This window comes from Streptococcus oralis subsp. tigurinus (assembly GCF_002093545.1).
Classification (GTDB): domain Bacteria; phylum Bacillota; class Bacilli; order Lactobacillales; family Streptococcaceae; genus Streptococcus; species Streptococcus oralis_C.
Map to the genome: position 1 here is coordinate 1 of NZ_LNVF01000004.1, position 19,827 is coordinate 19,827.

Annotated in this window: 11 protein-coding genes; all 11 read right to left on the reverse strand. The window is 40.2% G+C overall.

Annotated features, from left to right (window positions below; translation table 11 throughout):
* Positions 1-3,425: Spy0128 family protein (locus ATE34_RS05945; protein WP_142357481.1), on the reverse strand; the 3,425-nt coding region annotated here is incomplete at its 3' end.
* Positions 3,426-3,951: 526 nt separating this feature from the next.
* Entirely contained in the window at positions 3,952-11,190 is a 7,239-nt protein-coding gene (bgaA, locus tag ATE34_RS05950; RefSeq protein ID WP_084911316.1) for an LPXTG-anchored adhesin/beta-galactosidase BgaA, read from the reverse strand.
* A 404-nt stretch (positions 11,191-11,594) separates the two neighbouring features.
* On the reverse strand, positions 11,595-12,152 hold the full coding sequence (locus ATE34_RS05955; protein WP_084911317.1) for an SMI1/KNR4 family protein: 558 nt from the start codon (positions 12,150-12,152) through the stop codon (positions 11,595-11,597).
* 11 nt (positions 12,153-12,163) lie between these two features.
* The gene (locus tag ATE34_RS05960) at positions 12,164-12,886 is read right to left on the reverse strand and encodes a DUF4241 domain-containing protein (protein ID WP_084911318.1); all 723 of its coding nucleotides are present in this window, start codon (positions 12,884-12,886) and stop codon (positions 12,164-12,166) included.
* A 52-nt stretch (positions 12,887-12,938) separates the two neighbouring features.
* Complete coding sequence (locus tag ATE34_RS05965; RefSeq protein WP_084911319.1) at positions 12,939-14,690, reverse strand: glycoside hydrolase family 13 protein; 1,752 nt, start codon at positions 14,688-14,690, stop codon at positions 12,939-12,941.
* Between the two features lie 197 nt (positions 14,691-14,887).
* Positions 14,888-15,844, reverse strand: a complete 957-nt coding sequence (locus ATE34_RS05970) for a hypothetical protein (RefSeq protein WP_084911320.1) — start codon at positions 15,842-15,844, stop codon at positions 14,888-14,890.
* Between the two features lie 18 nt (positions 15,845-15,862).
* Entirely contained in the window at positions 15,863-16,612 is a 750-nt protein-coding gene (locus tag ATE34_RS05975; protein ID WP_084911321.1) for a hypothetical protein, read from the reverse strand.
* Positions 16,609-17,196, reverse strand: a complete 588-nt coding sequence (locus ATE34_RS05980) for an SMI1/KNR4 family protein (protein WP_084911322.1) — start codon at positions 17,194-17,196, stop codon at positions 16,609-16,611. Before ATE34_RS05980 ends, ATE34_RS05975 begins: the two co-directional genes overlap by 4 nt.
* Before the next feature lie 24 nt (positions 17,197-17,220).
* Entirely contained in the window at positions 17,221-18,288 is a 1,068-nt protein-coding gene (locus tag ATE34_RS05985) for an ankyrin repeat domain-containing protein (protein ID WP_000631363.1), read from the reverse strand.
* 19 nt (positions 18,289-18,307) lie between these two features.
* Positions 18,308-19,372: an ankyrin repeat domain-containing protein gene (locus ATE34_RS05990; protein ID WP_084911323.1), complete on the reverse strand. Its 1,065-nt coding sequence runs from the start codon at positions 19,370-19,372 to the stop codon at positions 18,308-18,310.
* 2 nt (positions 19,373-19,374) lie between these two features.
* On the reverse strand, positions 19,375-19,812 hold the full coding sequence (locus tag ATE34_RS05995) for a hypothetical protein (RefSeq protein ID WP_000394423.1): 438 nt from the start codon (positions 19,810-19,812) through the stop codon (positions 19,375-19,377).
* Positions 19,813-19,827: the final 15 nt, after the last annotated feature.

The following is a 19,827-nucleotide window of genomic DNA, read 5'->3' on the forward strand; positions in this document are numbered from 1 at the left end:
GTATAGGCGATTGGAGTGCCACCTTTATCTGCATCCAGATCGGTGAAAATAGCTTGCCAGTTGTTCGCAGCATTCAATTCACGTGTTTGACCAGTTTCAACACCATCTGCTAGAAGTTTAACAGTAATAGAGCCCGGACGTTTGCCATCTTGGTTCTCGCCATCATTCCAAACTTTCTTCACTGGAACCTGTGTTTTAGCTGGTGTGTAAACATTAGTGAAACTTGTGCTACCATCACTTGCATCACTGCGGTATTCAACCGTTTTATGCAATTTACCTTGACCATCATCGGTTACAGTTACTGTAGCTGTGACGGTCTTAGCATCGTAGGTGATACCATTCTCCGTTGTGCCAGCTTTTACTTCCTTAATAGTGTAAGTGTAAGTACCTGCTTCATCAAATGTCAACTCTGAGAACTTAACTTTTCCGTCAGCACCATTCTTCGCTTTTTCAACGTTACCAACTTGGTCTGTCAACGTAAATTCGAACATGTCAGCTTCGAGATTGCGATTGCTTAGTTTCTTATCTACTTCAAGAACAGCTTTGGTATTTTCAGCCTTATAGGTGTTTTCGAAAGTGCTGTCGTTATTGTCATAGGTAACAGTTGCTTCAAGCGCTCCCTTACCGTTGTCAACAACTTTGATCGTTACTTCGATAGTCTTGTTAGAATAAGTGATTCCTTTATCAGTTGTCCCAGCATTCTTTTCAACGATGGTGTAATGATAAGTGTCAGCTTTATTGAATTCTAAATCTTCAAACTTAATGTTTCCAGCTGCATCATTTGTTGTTGTTTGAATTGGAGCTGTACCATTTTTCTCAAACAAGGCAAACTCGAATTCACCACCTTGAAGCTGAATTGGCTTATCAGTGTTCTTATTGATGAATGATTTGGTTGCTGAAACAGGAGCTTTCACATTAGCAGGCTTATAAGTATTGACGAATGTTTGAATTCCGGCATCTGTAATGGTGTTGATGGCACCAGAGATTGGTGGTACAAGATTAGAACCAGGTGCTGAAGTTGAAAATTCAGCTGCTGGAAGTGCTACTTGAGAAATTTCTAATTTCTCAACCCAAGCAACCAGCTGACCTCTTCCATTATCATAGACGTGTACAATTACAGGAACTGTTCTATTATCATAGGTGATACCATTTTCAGTTTCACCTGCTTTTGCTTCCACAATGGTGTACTGATAATGTCCTTCTTTTGTAAATTTAATAGGCTTGAAGACTACGCGACCAGTTCCATCAGCATTAGTACCTTTATTCTTGATTCTTTGAACTTCTTTTCCATCATTATCTTTCAAGATAAATTCAAATTCTTCGTCTTGAAGCTCTGTTGGACGACCTTCCAATTTTTTCTTAGCTTCAATTACAGCCTCAGCTGGTGAAGCACTATAGGTATTGGTGATAGTAAGAGGGGCCGTTTGGCTAGGAGTATAACCGTCTATCGGATCTGCAATGAGATTGCCTTCTTCATCGACTTCCATCACACTATAAGTGTACTTCACACCGTGCTCATCAGTCGCAGGAAGGTCTGTCCATTCTACAGTTCCATCTGTTTTGGGAACTTCTTTTTGACTAACACCAGCCACTTCTTCAATCGCTCCACCTTCTGGTGTACGGTACAATTTGAAGTAGACAGTTGGACGAATATGTTCCTGACCGCCAACCCAGACTTTCTTAGCCGTCACGTTTGTCTTTGGAACTTCGTAAGTGTTGGTGACTTTGTTGTTTCCGTTATAGGATACAACATAGCTGTTGTCGCCTACTTTGACCTTCTCTCCTTCTTTCAAAGGAAGGTTTGTCTGGTCTTGAAGTTCGCGAACAGAGTAGATTAATTTCGTCCCATCAACATCACGTTCAGGAAGTTGATTTTTCCACTTATAAGTGTAGACACCGTTCGACACGGTTACTTCAGGGGTGTAGTTCCCGGTAACAGGTTTTGCATCTGCAACAGTTTGTCCTTCTTTGTGCACATACAAACCGAGTTTGACTTCTTTGTAGTCAGTTGCTTTTCCGTTTTTCCAAGTCTTGGTTGCTTCAAAGTCAACTGTCACACGTTTGTTAGAGATATTGAGGGGAACACCTTTTCCATCTTTCATCTCCACTTCAAACTCTTGACTATTTACCTGATAGCCTGATTTAGGAGTTTTTTCTTTAACAATATACTTACCATCACTGAGAGCCTCTGAAAGAGCAATTCCGTCTTTATCTGTTGTAACGGTATCAACCAAGTTATTAGTGGTTTTCTCACGGATTTCAAAGACAACGCCTGCCAACTTAATATCTGCATCCGCTTCATCGAATTTTGTGATTTTGATCTTTCCAGCAATATCAGCAGTAACAGTTGCACCTACAGATTTAACAGACTTTAAATTAAACGTTGCCTCTGTTCTGGTTCCGGTACTACCTCCGTATTTTTCCCAAATAAGTTGTGGTTGGTTATCAATCAAGTACTGCGCTGAGTTACTTATCGTTGAAGTATCTGCTGGTGAGGACGTATCATACGTTAAGAAAAAGCTCTTTGTACCCATATTGGTCGGCATGAGCAACTCAAATCCTCGTTTCCCGTTGACAAAGGTCAACAAAGCTTTTTTATCTGAGTTAGCCTTGTATACCTCCGGATCGGTTGTGATTTCGTATTCATCACCTAAACGTTTAAGAGCAGATGAATTCGTATTCGTCGTTTCGAATTCCGCTTCATGCATATAGAAAGTACCTTCCACATAGTTAGCAAAGGCTCCCTTTGAAACGTCATCTGTAATCTTCACCACATGTCCAGTCATATCTTTCTTAGCGCGATTAATCTTCATCTGAAAATGTGCTCTCGCCTTATTGTTATCGTTATAACCGTACTTTGTAATGGTTTCTCCAATCACGTCAGTCTGTTCATATTTATTCACTTTATACGTGATGGTCTGTTTTTTACCATCTGGTAAAACATAGGTAACCGTTTTCCCCTCTTTTTTGAGTGTTTCAGTTGCTTCTGCAACAAAGTCCCCACGGATATTTTGCTTGTCCTTCACCTTGTCATTGAAGGTAAATACCAGCCGATGGTTAGCATTCTCCACTCGGACAGTCCCCATTTTGATATTTGATGTCGAATCAATCAAATCCAGACTACCATCCGTCAAACTCAAGTTATCTGGAGCCTTTACGATAAAGTAATCACCATCCTTGATTTCATTAGCTGCCACATTGGGAAATGAGAATTTACCCGAATATTTCAATTTCATCGAAGTATCATTTGAACCATGAATTCCTTCAGTCTCGCTTCCTGTAGATGCTATAGTAATCTTCAAGTCATCTATTTTGACTTTACTCGTGATATCAGTTGCCGCATGTGCTTCACCCGCCGGGAAAAGCATCATCAAGAATAAAAGAGGGAATACCAGAAAACCGAGATATTTTTTTATCTTATCCATTATGACCAACCTTTCTATTTGTATATCGATAAAAAATTAAGTATTCAATTCTACGTACGCAACACCTCCACAATATAGTGACGTATCCATAATAACACCATGCTCTATTCTTGATAAAATTATATTCACTTACAGCACATGATATAATAGAACTTATCAAGTTTATTATAACATATATATTTTAATTGATTTATTTCATTACTAAAGAATTTATTTACGAAATGTCAACTTTAAAGAATCCATTCCTTTAATATTTCCACTCCCTTTCAATAAATAATGTCCCTTTATTCATAAAACTAAATATAACCAATTTATCAATCTATATACTGTTATAAGACTTAACATAGTAGAAATATATTAAAATAAAAGTTTAGAACATAACAAAAAGTGAACTAAACAGAATTCTGATTGTCCCAGAATAGTTTGGTTCACTTTTTATTTAATCTATTAGATTTTCAAAATTCATAATGAAGAGTTTTTAAAATATAAATCTATTTTGTCCCCATCTCTTCATATCGTAGAAATTCTAATCCTCTTTTTTGCCTTTAGTGGCTACTAGTCCTGCACTCAAACCAAGAAGAGCTAAACCTGCTGCTACTGCTGCTTGACCTTCTGCACTTCCTGTATTTGGTAACTGTTCTTTTTGAACCTGACTAGCTGCACTTGAAGTGTTTTGTTTTGTATCTGCTTTTTCTGATACTTGTGGTTTTGTAGACTCTTGCGGTACTGGTTTAGTCGTTTCACCAGCCGTACCTACTTCTACGATGCGATCCTGAGCCACGACTTTATCATAGCTTTCTTTTTCAGTTCGCTTGCCATTTTCAACTTCGATCAAGTGAACACGGATACCTTTTTGTCCCTCTTGGAGAACACGGGTTTGACCTGCTGGAAGCTTATCGTTCTTTTGTTCCTGAACCTTGAAATCAATTGTTTCTTCTTCGATTACAAGTTCTGGTCTGTTAAGGACAAGGTTCTTCACTTCATCCTCTGGAAGGGAGGTTCCTTGCTTCGTTCCTACTTCTACGATGCGATCCTGAGCTATAACTTTATCATAGCTTTCTTTTTCAGTCCGCTTACCATTTTCAACCTCGATCAAGTGAATGCGAATACCCTTTTGACCTTCTTGGAGGATACGAGTTTCACCTAGATACAACTTATCAGACTTACGTTCCTGAACCTTGAAGTCAATTGTTTCTTCTTCGATTACAAGTTCTGGTCTGTTAAGGACAAGGTTCTTCACTTCATCTTCTGGAAGGGAGGTTCCTAGTTTCGTTCCAACCAAGACGATGCGGTCTGTCGGAGCCTCTACCACTTCACGAAGTTTTTCTTCCTTACTTCCATCAGGATTAATCGCTGTAAAGATACGTTCTTTACCAACTTTTCCTTCTTGTTCTACACGAGTTTCACCTAGATACAGTGTTGAATCTTTTTTCTCAACCGTCTTGTAGGCCAAATCTTTTTCAACAAATTCGAGTTTTGGAAGTTCTTCTTGTACAGCAGCAACTGTCTTCTCAGAAACTGGTTTTTCCTTGGTCAACTGGATACGGTATTCCTTGACTTGTTTTCCACTTTCTGAAACAAGACGAACAAGTACTGGAAGGCTATCGTCTCCGCTATCTACAACTGTTGAAGCCACTTGGTCTGTTTCCTCAACTGAAACTTTTGGACGTTGTCCGCTATAAGTTACTTGATAGTCTTGACGGTTTTCAGAGAAATCAGGAAGTTCTTTTCCATCTACAAGAATCTTCGATTGAGTGCTTTCTTGAGGCAATTCGCTTGGAGCAAGGAAGGTCATCTCAATCATCGCAACACCGCTCTTGTCAACTTTACGCTCCATACGCCATCTCATGGCTTTGGCTTTGACAGCTTTAAATGTTACGTTGATTTCATCACCAGCTGCAATGTCTTTATCCGCACGATAAGGCACAGCTTCCCAATTTTCTGGATTGTTGAATGGATGGGCTGCATCATAGGCTTGATAGTTTGAATAGTAGGTAGGGACTTCAAAATCTGGGCCGATATAGCGCTCCAAAACAAGTTTAGATGGTGCATCCGTACCACTATCTGCAAAGAAATGAAGTTTGGCTTGCGCAACAGTCCGTTCTACAATCTTGCCATTTTCACGGAAGATCACACCTGCTGATACTTCTGGATTAGAAGATGGAGTTGGAGACCAGTTTGTCCAACGACGATTTTCTGAATGATTTCCGTCATTGAGATAGTCCACACGGTCATGGGAATTTCTATCAATATCGTTAGTGGCTGAAGCAAAGGCGCGGTTACTATTTTCATCATACTCTGGGTTATTTGAGAGAGCTTCGCCTAGTTTGTCTGTCACTCGTACAGTGAACTCAGCAACAAGATCACTACCTAGGACATGGCCTCGAACAGTAAATTGACCTGCTTTTGTCAGATTTTCTGCTGGAACTTCTTCCCATTCAACTGCCAAGTCTTTTGTTTCATAGCCGTCTTTACCTGTGAAGTAAACCGGAACCTTAGTTGGCAATTCAAGCGGTTGTCCTACTTGTACCAAGCGAGCTTGTTTGACAGCTGCAACTGGTTTACGAGAGAGCAAATCTTTATTGCTTGTGAAGTGCAGACGGTATTCTCCTAAGATATCACCATTTTCAGCCTTAGCGATAACACGAACTGGCTCACCTTCGCGAACGCTCGGAACAACGGTAGCAAGACCATTGTTGCTAACACTTGCTGTTACTGCAGGAACTTTTCCATCTACAGACTCAAGATAGTAGTCAGTCAAATCAGGATTGAAGTTTGCTAAATCTTTACCGTCAACTTGGATTCTCGTTTGTCCTTGTTTGGCTGCCGCAACTTGTTTCGCAAAGATTTGTACCTCTGTGATAGATGTTCCTTTCTTGCTATCAAGTCGAACCATACGAATACGGACAGCATAGGTTTCAACTTTATCAAAGCTAAAGTGATTCATTTCTCCAGCTTTTAATTGAGCTGGTGCTTTGAGATTGCTTACCTCTTTCCAGTTTGCAGGATCGTTAAAGACATGGTTTTCCTCACCTACAAAGCTAGGGTTTTTAGGAGCTGTTGGAACGGTCTTACCGACATAATACTCAATCACATAAGACTTCGGTACACCAACTCCGTGGTCTTCATGGAATCCGACACTTAGATTATCAACCGAACGTTTACTCAAGATACCTGAATCTCCGAATAGGACACCAACTGAAGCTTCTGGATTACTGCGATTCCAGTTTGTCCAACGGTTGGCTGGGCGGTCATTAAAGGAAATCAATTTATCGTTGACGTTTGAAACAGGGTCGCTTGGATTTGAGTCTGAAGCAAAGGCCAGTGGCAATTCTGAACCGGTCCATTGGTCAGAAATATTTGCTCCCTTCTCAGTTTGAGCAGATACGCGAACATGAAGTTTAGTTGTTAATTGCGTACCTTCTAGGCGACCATTAACTGTAAAGACACCCTCCTCGGCGTATTGGTCTGGATGAATCGCATCCCATGCAACCTTGGCAGATGAAACGTGACCATTTGAATCGTAAGTACGGACGCTTTCTGGTAATTGTGGCGCTTCTGCGATTGGTGTTGTCACACTGACTTCTTCAACCGATACGATACCTTCTACAGAGACTTTAGCACGCGCTTCAAGGTCAAGTCCTTCAACTTTACCTAGCACTTCAAAGGTTTGATAGTGGTCTAGTTTTTCTTTTGGAATAGCTTCCCAAGTGACTTTGTGGGCTTTAGGGAAACCTTTGTCATACTCAACTGTTACTGTTGCTGGAAGGCTTGGTTCCTGATGCAAGTCTGTTACTACGTTTACTGGACGGATAGATTGGGCTACTTTTTTCTCAGTATTGGCCTGAATCGTGAGATCGATTTGACCTGTAACCCCCTCATATTCTGCTTTGAGAGTGACTGTTCCTGGCTTATGCAACTCAAGCATTCCTTTACGAACTGCGACTTCCCCTTCACCACTTGTAGAGAAGTTCACTTTATCTGCTGGTAAAACTGCTTGTGTTCCGTCTTGATAGTGGGCAAGGACAGACAATTTCACTGTTTGATCTTCTTTAAGACCGTCAGCTTTCTCTACTTGTAACCTCAAGTGGTCAATTTTTGGTGCTTCTTCAAGGAATTGAATTGCATAGGTTTGAAGAGGGCCACCATCTTTTGGTTGAACATAGATGCTTGCACGCATGCCGTTTGCCGCACTTGCTTGGACTACAGTAACATCCGCATTTTCAGCACTTGCTGTGACTTTTGGTAACTTAGCGCCATAAGCAAGAGTGCGGTATTGCATTGGTTTTTGGCTAGTAAGTCCTGTGACAGCTTCACCACCAACCGTTACAGTTGGTACTACAGGTGCTGCAACATCACCGTCTTCTACTACAAGGGTAGCGTGAATAGTCTCACCACCCAGTTGGCCAGTCATTGGAATACGTGATCCTGCAACCGACAGTTTAGCTTTATCTGCTTCCGCAATCTCCCACTTATCAACTTCGTATTCTTGTATGCTTCCATCCGTAACAGCAATAGAAACGTATTTGTCAACAGCACTCAAGTCTGTTCCTGGAGCAACACGCTTAACAGTTGGAAGCTCATTTGCAATTGCTAGAATTTCGACACGGGCCTCAACTTCGCGTCCGTCTGCCATACCTTTAACAGTCACAACTCCTGCTTGGCTCACATCAACTGAAGACCAAGTTACTGGACGTTTTTCACGACTGCCATCACTGTAGATAAAACCGACTGTCTTCGGCATTTTTGGCTCTTTCTCAATAACAGTACGTACTTTTGGTACTTCTGTCCCGAGAACGGTCTTTTCTTGGTCTTCTTTCTTACCAGTAAAGATGGTGACTTGGTCCGATTTCAAGAGATCTGAATGGGCTGTTAGTGTGAATTTACCTGCTTGTTCAGTTGATTTGACAATGGCAACACCTTTACCGTTAAAGGCTCTGCGGACCCAAGAACCGTCTGGTTGCGCCTTGTAGCGTTCACGGCTGGCTTGTTCCCCATTATCGACACCGACCAGTTGACCTTGTCCATGTAATTGGAAACGAACCAGATTATTTGCAGTTGGTACAACATTTCCTTCACTGTCTACGATTTCGTAGTAGATGTAAGTCAAGTCTTTTCCATCTGCTGCGATTGCGTGTTCTTCCTTGACGAGGCGAACTCCTGCTGGTTGGCCTGCAGTAGTGATCTTATCACGTGCAATTTCTTTTCCAGCTTCATCTCGTGCTACAGCTTCCAGAGTACCTGGTTGGTACGCAACCTTCCACTCAAGATAGAGTTCCTTGGCATTGGCACCTTCTTGGTAAGTGCGTCCATCGCTGGTTTGTTTTTTGTTGAAGGTCTTAACTCCGAGAGATTGACCGTTCAAGAACAATTCAACGCTTGCAGCGTTAGAGTAAGCACGAACTGGAATCTTACCTTCTGAATCAGCAACATTTGCTTTTAGAGTAGGATCTTCCCAGTTCCAGTGAGGAAGGAGGTGAACCATTGGTTTCTTCTTAACAGAAACCCATTGGCTTTGGTAGAGATAAAAGTCATGTTTTGGAATGCCGGCTGTATCTACGATACCAAAATAAGAGCTCTTAACGGGAGTTTGGTTTTGGTTGTGCCATGGTGTTGGTTCTCCAATATAGTCCGTACCTGTCCAGATAAATTGTCCTGCGTAACCAGCATTATCTCGGTCAAAAGTCCATGAATCTGTTGCTGTTTTACCCCAGTTAACTCGGTCATTACCATAGTCAGACTGTTCGTAATGACGTTCAGGTCCGTTACTATGTTTCAATTCATGTTCAGGACGATAGTAACTTCCACGTGTACGGGTTGCTGAAGATGTTTCTGAACCGTAAATCAACCAGTTTGGATGTTTCGCACGAAGTTTCTTGTAGTTGTCTTCTGAGTAGTTGAAACCAACCGCATCCAGTTCATCAGCAATTTTCTCATGATCACCACTACCATCACCAAAGCGGAACTTATCTGCTCCCATGGTAACATAACGAGTCTTATCAACATCTTTAATCACTTTTACTAAGCGTTTAACCGTTGCAAGTGAGTGAGCATTGCCGTTGGCTTCACCGATTTCGTTTCCGATAGACCACATGAAGACAGCTGGGTTATTTTTGTCTCTTTCGACCATGGTACGAAGATCGTAGTCAGACCATTTTTCACCTTTTCTAGCTTCTGGGTGAGTGGCATCTTTTTCAAAGAAACGTCCGTAGTCATAAGGTTTCTTGCCACCATACCAAGTATCAAAGGCCTCTTCCTGAACCAGCAAACCAAGTTCTGCTGCGATTTGCAAGGTCTGTGGACTTGCAGGGTTATGGGTTGTACGGATGGAGTTAACGCCCATCTCCTTCATTTGTTTGAGACGACGGTATTCTGCTTTATAATTTTCTTCTGCTCCAAGCGCTCCGTGGTCATGGTGCAAGGAAACACCATGGAATTTAATGCGTTCACCATTCAAAGAGAAACCTTCATTTGGAGTCCAGTGATAGTAACGGTAACCAAACAAATCTTTCTTAGCATCAACCAATTGACCGTCACGGTAAACACGCGTAATCAATTCGTACAAGGCAGGTTTATCGTTTAAAACTGTCCAGAGTTTTGGTCTTTCAACTTCTAAAATTGCATCAAGGCTTGTTGATTCATGTGCTTTTAAGGTACGACTCGCTGTACGAACCAAACCCGTTACAGCCTGACCACCACGTTCAACGATTTGATACTCTGCCACCAGTTCATGGTCTTTATCATCTGTATTGACGATTTTGCTGGCTACATGAGTTTCAACCTTGCCATGTTGCTGTTCTTCAAGTTTTGGTGTTAAGATAGTTGTCCCATTCTTCTCAACATGAACCTTATCTGTCACTTGCAAGGTTACATCACGGTAGATACCACTACCAGAATACCAACGGCTACTTGGTTGTTTGTTGACAGCATGGACAGCAATCACATTCTCACGACCATCTTTGTGAAGGTATTTGGTGATATCGTATGAGAACTGGTTATAACCATTTGGATAATGCCCCACTAACTGGCCATTGACATAGACTTGAGAATCCATGTAGACACCATCAAATGTCACACGAACATTTTTCTTAAGGTCTTTTTCATCGAGCTTAAAGGTCTTGCGATACCAAGCTTCACCACCATTGAGCTGTCCACCTTCGTTTTGGGCAGGTGATTGATGGTCAAAATCGTTAAAGATACTCCAGTCGTGTGGGAGATCCAATTTTTGCCATGTTGATACATCGGCATCTGATTTCACAGCTTCTTTAGGATTCGCATTGAGTTTAAAGTGCCAATTTTGATTAAAATTCACTTTTCTATCTTCAATCATTTGATTCACTTCTTCATTTGTCGCAGCTTTCAAATCTTCCTTGACAGGCTTTTCTTGACTTGAAGCTTGAGATTCTACCTTTGGAGCTGTTTCTTCAGGTTTTAGTGACGCTTTCTCCTCTTTTGGAACTACAGGTTCATCTTCTTTCTTCTCTGGCTTGCTCGCTTCAATTGGAGCAGCTTGACTTTGGTCGACACTTGTAACATCCTTGTGCTCTGCTACAGTTTGATCTTCTTTTTCCTCCACTGCCGGACTTTCCTCTTTTGCTTGTTCCACAGTGCGGGCGATAGGAGTTTCATCCGCGAAAACTGGTGATTCTCCAATGACACTTCCTCCAAATAGAACCGCACAGGTTCCAATCATCACAGAGCAAGCGCCTACGGCAAACTTGCGAATGCTGTAGACTCTTTTACGATTCCAATGGCCTTTTTCCATAAAATCCTCCTTTAGTAACCGCTTCTATTTCATTGTAAGCGTATTACTTTTTCATAGCCTTTTACCCCTATTTTATAAAATAATATAGGGAATTTCAATACCCTAAACACAAAAAATCATATTTTTGATTGTTTTTTCTATAATTAGTAGAAAAGTTTAAAAATCTGAATGTACATTTAGTGAATGGTTTTACTAAAAAAGGCGGTGGGACAGAAATCGATAGACAAAGTCTCGATTTCGTAGTCCCAGCCCCGCGAGGATGATTAGGAGCTTTTTGGAGTCTAAAAGACGAACAAAAAGTTCAATCATCTACCGCGTCAAAGTTTGATTGCTAAAAAAAGTGAGGTCGGGATCTTTTGTCCCAACCTCTTTTACGGACTATCAAACTGATATTTCCTTATAGATTATTGACTAGATTTCCCCTTTTCCAAAAGCTTGACCATCTCATTTTTACGTTCTTCTAGCTCTGCAATTTGATGAAGCAAAAGCTCTGAAAAATCACAATTAAGCTCCTCGGTTTCGCCACTGTTGTACCAGTCTAGAGCAACTATGTGATTGTCCTTATCAAAACAGAAAATCACATCTCCATCACCAATGATAGACAGAAATGGAATATAATCCACAAAGCCCAGAGCGTGTAATTCCTTGGTTTTAAGACGAATGTCTAAGAAGTCTGGGATGCCATTTGCAATTCCCAAGACCTTAATACCTCGACAGAAGGTCCAAAATGGTGCTACATCGTAAGCCTTGGCTCTTGGCCATAGCTCTTCTCTGACCTCCATAAAGATACCTCCCAGAGCTGACATGGTGAATTCCCTGAAATCTTCTGGCAGACGAATGCCGTATTGATTTTCAAAATCCTGAACATCTTCTTCCGATGGTTCATTACCCATGCAGGCGACAACTTGATAAGTTTCCTTATCATAGTGACGAAAATAATCATAAACTTCATTGAGTGACATCATTCAACTCCTTATCCAAGATAGATATACTCGATAACCACATCACAGAGTTGGTGATCCTTATCATAGCCAAAGTAAACAGGATAATTTCCATCTCCAAAACCAGACTGAATCATTGGAATAGTCAGATCTGTATCTGGGATTTTAAAGTTTATCCAATCACCGCCTTCTCGCTGATATAGGGGATATTCTATGGCATTTTGAGCAAAAATTTCCGCAAAGAAATCATCATAAATGTTTTTTTCAGGATTTTCTTGATACCATTTTTCTTCAAAATCACAGTAGGCATTTTTAGTCTCAACATCCACAATGGTTGCCAAGCCTGCATCGACTGAAAATCCAAAATAAGAATCTTCTTCAACCGAATCCAGATTTTCAGTGCCAGTTAAGGCTTCATAGTAGACAACTGGAAGCTTATCTGTAAATTGAACTCTTGTTGCAACATACCTATAATGATCTTCTTCGATTTTGACTACTAAGGTTTTGAGAGGAAATGTTCCTTTGGGAACGGTCTCTAGATAGGGTTTTTCATTCCTACGGAGCCAGACCAAGGGATCTCTAACTAAAATTTCTCCACTTGGGAAGGTCACTTCCCCCATATCTAAGACAAATACTTCCTTTCCGTCTATTTCTTTCATCTCAAAACATGCTGCATAATTGACAGACGAGGTCAAAATATGCTTGATTTCTTGGTATTTTTGTAACCATTCTTTAGAAACTTGAAGTTTTTCCATCGGTCTTTCCTTTCTCGTTTAAAACAAACCTGTACTAGAGTTAAAAATCGATTTAAATCGAATCTAATTGAACTACAAATCCATCTGGCAAGATGACTTGCTGACCATCTTCAAACTGGCAATGACTCGCTAAATCAACTGAATCTCTGTCTAAGATAACATTCTCCTTAGACTGATTAAAGATAGCCTGAACTTCTTTTCCTTGGTAGTTCCAGCTCAAGGCAAGAACATCTGGTTTCACTTCTTGCAAGCAATATGAACCATGCTGAATCATACTTGCCACTTCCTTACGGACCTTAATTAATTTCTTCATGAAATTCAGCATATCATTGTCCTCAGACACACGGTCCCAAGGCATGACACGACGGCAGTCGGGATCTGGTCCACCTATTAATGCAAGCTCTGTTCCGTAATAGATACAAGGAGTCCCTTTTTGAAGGTAGAGGAAGGTTAAAGCAGCCTTGACATGTTGGAGATTTCCTTTGGCAGTTGTAAGAATACGCTCTGTATCGTGAGAATCCAGGAGATTTAACATAACCTCTGAGATTTGTTGCTTGTAGTACATTGACTGGCTATTGATTTCTGAAATAAACTGCTCTGTCTTTTTATGCTGACGCAAGAAATAATCCTTGATACTTTCAGAGAGCGGGTAGTTCATGACAGCATGGAACTCATCCCCTTTTAGCCAAGGTTGAGACGTATGCCAGATTTCACCTAAAATATACAAATCAGGCTTTTTAGCGAGAACTGCCTTTCTAAAATCTTTCCAGAACTGATGGTCAATTTCATTGGCAACGTCCAAACGCCAAGCATCGATATCAAAATTCTCAATCCAGTAGGTCGCAACACTTAAAAGATAGTCTTTGACTTCAGGATTTGCTGTATTTAACTTAGGCATATAGCTAGCAAAGGCAAAGGTATGATAAGGTAGTTCTCTCGCGTTTTTCAGTTTATCCTCTGTAATTGGGAATTCTTGAATATGGAACCAATCTTTATAAGGTGACTTTTCTCCATTTTTTAGAACATCCTGCCATTGGGCAGACTGGTCGCCAATATGATTAAATACCGCATCTAGCATGATCTTGATACCACGTTTGTGAGCTTCCTCGACTAGAGTAGCAAAGACTTCCTTGTCTCCAAAGTGACGGTCGATTTCAAAATAATCCGTCGTATCGTACTTATGATTGGTTGTAGCTTCAAAAATCGGACATAGATAAAGTCCAGTGATTCCCAAATCTTTTAGATAGTCTAGATGGTCGATAATCCCTTGTAAATCTCCACCAAAAAAGTCATTCCTATTAGGTGTAATGGCAGCATCCCACTCTCGAGCTGCATTTGGAGTTAGATTAGGATTTCCATTAGCAAATCGTTCTGGGAAAATCTGATACCAAACGGTATTTGAAACCCAGCTAGGAACTTGACAACCGTCAATTTCGTGAATATAAGGAAGCTTAAAGCCATTGCCTTCAGCATCCAAGTTTTCTTGAGTATGTTCCACACAACCCTTATCACCGTATAAAACACCCTGACCTTCCTCATCAAGGAGCTCAAAGAGATACTGAATCCGTGCAAAATCAACCGATACTGTAACCTGCCAATAATCAAATAAAGCATCCGAGGTTGCTTTAGTCATTTCTTTCTTGGCTTCATACTTATCCTCAATGAAAATAAAGGGATCTCCATAGTGCAAAATGACCTGCTGTACATCATTTTTCTTGGTTCTGATTCGGATATGTAGCTGACCTTCTTTATACAGATAAGCATACTCTGATTCTGGTCTATGATAAATGGCTGTCAATTCCATGTCTTGTCTCCTAAATAATCTATCATCAACAAAAACGCAAACGTTTTCATAATCGCTATTTCTAGTATACTATTTTAAGATTCGATTCGCAATACTTGGTCAAATTTGACAAGAAAACACCTCAAAATAAATACTGCAGACTAACCAAGAAATTTCAGCACCTATCTATAAGAAGCTCCCAAACTCAGCCTCACAGCCTAGTCAATTCGACAAAGGGCAAGTTCTTTTAAACCTCTGTCGTACAGGAAAGTTAAACAAAAGTTGTCTGTCATATTTTGAAGCTTGTGTTTACTCATTCCTCTAGGCAAGGCTATATCGCATAATTCTCTTGTTGCCAGAGAAAATAGCTTTTGCTTGCCCTTCCAATCATCATTCTTAAATAAGGGGCTCAGGATAAGATAAGGCGAATCCGTAAAAATTCCATTGACACCAGCTTTTTTGCCTAAAGCCTTTAAATGTTCAGATTCTAATAACTTTTCGATAATACGACCATCACTAGAGATTTTAACAAGAGCATAATAGTCCATGCCCCATTTATTGACAGAGGTTTGACTTTCTCCAGAGCTAAAGGCATAGAGCTCTTGCTTCCAAGATTTCATACTATCGATTTTAGGACAAAAACTTGAGTTCGTGTCGTGGTGATTTAACTCTTTTTTATCAATATGCGAATAAGTGGTCCACTTCGCCTGCTTTTTCTCTCGATCAAATTCTAAAAGGGCAAAGTTTCTTGCCTGATTTGTATAAACTTGATTTTCAAAACACACGGGTATCTGGTCGCTATCTGATACGATTTGAAAATATCTCTCTTGTGCCTTTTTAGGAAGTATACTTTGCGGATCCTTTATGGCAATGATTTCTGGATGAGAAAAATCACCAGTATAATAGACTATTTCCTTGCCAGCCTTGATGATGCCAATATTTTGTCCATCTGTAAAGAGTAGAGGCTCTTCCTCCCAAACATGGTCACAATACCAAGCATCTATCTCCTTCACACCCAAAGGAGATACTTCTAGCAGACAGTAGCGATTGCAAGCTTCCTTCTCACTGGTCAAGACAAAGGCTCTACCATCATGTAACATGACAGAATTGAAAACACTATTGTAGTCCTTGTCTAGTTCCCATTTATTCAATGGACTTAACTTTAACTTCCCCATTTTCTCTCTCCTAATCCATCACCACTCGTTGATGGCATATAGAATAGCTAATCTAATATTTCTTAGCAATTGATCTGAAAGTTCATCGTATTGTTGACCAAGTCCCTTATCTTGCGCCAACCATCCTGGTTCGTCATTCCATGAACCCATTCCTCCAAAAACATCCGCTGCACTTGCAGCTCTAAATATATTTTGATTTTGTGGCGGAATTTGAGGTTCCTCTAGTACCTTAGCAGCATCAAGGTCAAGTAGATGGTTTCTAGCAGAGTGAAAGACTTTGGCAAAGTTGTCACATTCAATTTTAATTGCTAAATCTTCTATACGAGCCAATATGTCCTTAAATTCTTCGATATTATTTTCATAGTGGGGAATGTCTTGAGAAGACCTTTCCCATTCATACTCGGTGTAGGTAACATCCCAGCCCCTGCCTAGGGAAGCAGATTTCCAATTTGGTAGGAAATAACTTGCCTTCCCATCTTTATAAAAACAGAGAATTGAACTCTGTGTCGTATTGGAGAAACCTAAAATACCTCTGTCATTTACTGAGATAGGGCAAAATAATTTTAAGTCCTTCAAACCTTTTTCCTTAAGATTTTCAAACCAATCAGATACAGATAGTTCTATAACTTCCCCCTTTTCTGACGGCAAAATTTGAAAGCTCAACTTATTTGTATATTTTTCAGGCTTATAGCATATTTCTTTACCACTTTTTAAAGCCTTCCTAGCTGCTGCCACGATACAGGCAATCTGATACATTTGTCCGTTCATATGATCTCATCCATTATCCCTTCAATCAGATTTGTAAGGCTTTCAGCCGCATAGATCACCTGGTCAGGATCATGGATGTAACAAATAATCTGCCCTTCCTGACCCTCCTGGTCTGGATCAAAATCCAGCATAAGATAACAAGAGTCACAATACTGGGCAAAAGGAAGCCATTTTTTATTAAAAAGATAGGGCTTTATTCTACTATCACGCATGTTTTCTAGGTCTTGACTAGAAAAATAGTCGGGAAATTCTGTTAACAAAGCATCCCTATTTTGAAAGTACTTTTTACAAGTCTCAATTTCCTGTAGACTCATGAGAGAAAAAGTCAAATCTCTCTGGTCAATTACACAAGGTAAAATAGAGAGGTATTTACTCCCATCTTTATAGCTATAAAGCTCTTTGAAGTCACTAGGTAGACGAATGCCAAATATTTCCTCAAAGGTTTGAAGCTCTTCCTCGGAAGCACCAGAAATGTCCTGATAATCTTCCAGATATCCTTCCTCTACAGGATCATCCAAATCCCAGTCTTCAAAACACTCACAAATATAAGTTTCTATTTTTTTAACTTGGTCAATTAGTTGCATAAGAGCCCCCCTTTTTGATTTCTCTTAACCTTCAAGAATTTCTTGTAAGTGTCTAGACATATTGCAGATAAATTCTTTAAAGCTACAAATATCACTTATAGTTTCGTGTTCCTCATCGTAAAAAGCTACTTTACTTGTCTTTGGATGCCAAATGAGATAGATATGAGTATAATCTCCGGTTGACCGTGAAATACGGAGAAATTTTTTACGACCTTTTTTTAAGGGAATTGTTTGCATGAGAGGGAAAAACTCTATCCACTTAAAATCACAGTTAGTAAGTTCAAAATATAAGTCTTGACTCATGAGAAAATCGGTAAGTTCCCGAGGCAGTTTAAATGGTTTTAGTTCATCCAATTTATTGCATAAATTATGAAATTCTACTGGCTCTAGTTTTTTAAAGTATTCTGCCATCTCTTGATCCCCCTTTTCGATAGCGATACTATAAGGTCTCATACCATCTTTTTCAGTGAGAGTCACGTCCGCCCCGTGCTCTACAAGGTATTTACACATATCTAGGTCAACATATCTTGCAGCTACACTGAGAGGCGTTGGCTTAAAGGGATAAACCGAGTCGGAGGCATTATAGTTTATATCAACTCCATTTTTAATAAAAAAATCTAGCACCTGATAATTTCTATCTGCAACAGCTCTCCTAAATGCTTTTCCGCCATATTTTTCGACACTATGTCCTAATGCATGGATAATAGCTAGATTATCAAATTTATTGCCAAATAAGGCTTCTTGAAAGGCTTCCGACTTTACAGCATTTACACTATTAATCTTTGCTCCATGTTCCATAAGATACTTGATGAACGTACCATCACAATACCTGACAGCCAACAAAAATGAAGGGTTATTTTTTACATTTAAATGAGCCCCCTTTTCCACTAGCCATTTTAGGGAGTCAAAATTTCCTGTAATCAAGGATAAATCAATTGGGCTTAGAGAGGTATACTTGCTGATTTCTATTTCTTGGTCAATATCCCAACCACTTGCAAGATATTGGTCTAAGGCCCAGGTGTCTCCCTCTATGATGTCCTTAACAAGTTGTGGAACCGATTTAAATTCTCCAATATTTTTTAATGTAATCATTGTCAAACTCTTATTCTTTTTACCGCTTATAACTTGGTTCTTCTAAGTCAATTGGTTTAGGATTTTGCTTAATCCAAGCAAGAGCCAATTGGCAGAGGCGATCCAAACGGGGACCATCGTTAAAATCTTTGCCGTAAATTTGACTGATGAGTTGCTTGGCTTCTTCTAAGTCAGTGTCTGAAAGTGGAGTTCCTAGAGAAAGATAGTGAGGCATAGCCTGTAGCATCTTGTGGTAGTCTCTGTCCCAGTTGGCCCCACCATTGCGATCCAGTTCATCTCGAACTCTGCCTGGTATACGGATAGCTTCTCCCTGAACAGTTTTGGCTGGCCCACTCGAAGGGATTAAGAAGGACCAAAGTTCCTCATATTGTTCCTCCCAGGATCCTTCTACTAGCTTAATCGGTGAAACTCCATCATGAGTTAGGCGTTTTTCTACAGGCTTAACATCAAATATCTCATAGAGCTTCGTTAAGCCTTTATCTGCAGCCTCTATGTAGTCAGGATGGATACCTTCTCTGTGAAATTCAAAATCCTTACCAATATTTTCAACCTTTTCTTTCATAGCAGAAGTTTTTTTAGCGCCCGCCTCTACCAACATGGTGGCAATTTCAGCTGTTTGGGCAATATAGATTCCCCGGCAGACCATCAAGACTGAAGCTAGAGGAGTTCTTCCCATATCATTCTCTACATTGACATTTGCTCCCTTGTTAATCAAAAATTTGACTGTTTTAGGATGAAAAAACTCAGCTGCCATATGTAGAGGGGTCTCGCCATATCTATTGGGCTTTTCAATGTCTGCCCCCAATTCACACAAGAGTTTTACTGTATCTCTACCCAAGATTGCTTGACGGTATAAAGGAGTCCCTCCATAATAATCAGGAATATTGATATCCAAGCCCTTTTCGACAAGCCAGATAACCAATTCATCCGGGACTCCTCCCATATGCAGAGGTGTACATAAGCTAAATCTTCCATCATGGGCGGTTAATTCACAACGATCATAGACTGCTTTAAGGGCTTCAATATTTCCTTCATCCATTAAATCCTTAAACTCTTTTGGTAATGTAACTCTTTTCTTTGCCATCTTTAGTTCCTTTCTTCTGATTCAGCATCTAGGGCAAGCCAATGAAGATTGTCAATATTTTTTAAAGTCCTGACTTTTCCATCATAATCATTTTTCAACTCAAGACCGTTTTGCTCAATAGATATATGATTGTACCAGTGGTCTAGGCTGGCGTATTCCCCCATATGAATATTGATGAGGATACTCGTTATGGGATTCCAAGTCCCTTTCTTAACTGTTTCTGCTAAGAGGTAGTAAGCATCTAAAAATATGAGATTTCTCCCATAGATCCAAAAGGGCAGATCAAGTTCTAACAAAGGCAACTTGGCAGAAAAAATCTCATCACCGTGTGGTGGTACGGTTTCATAATGAAATTCTATCTCACTGCCATAATAGGTAATCAAGGCTCCCTGACATCCGATATCTTGAGGAATCCCTTCCTCAGCTACAATAAATTCCATGACCTGCTCCTTCTA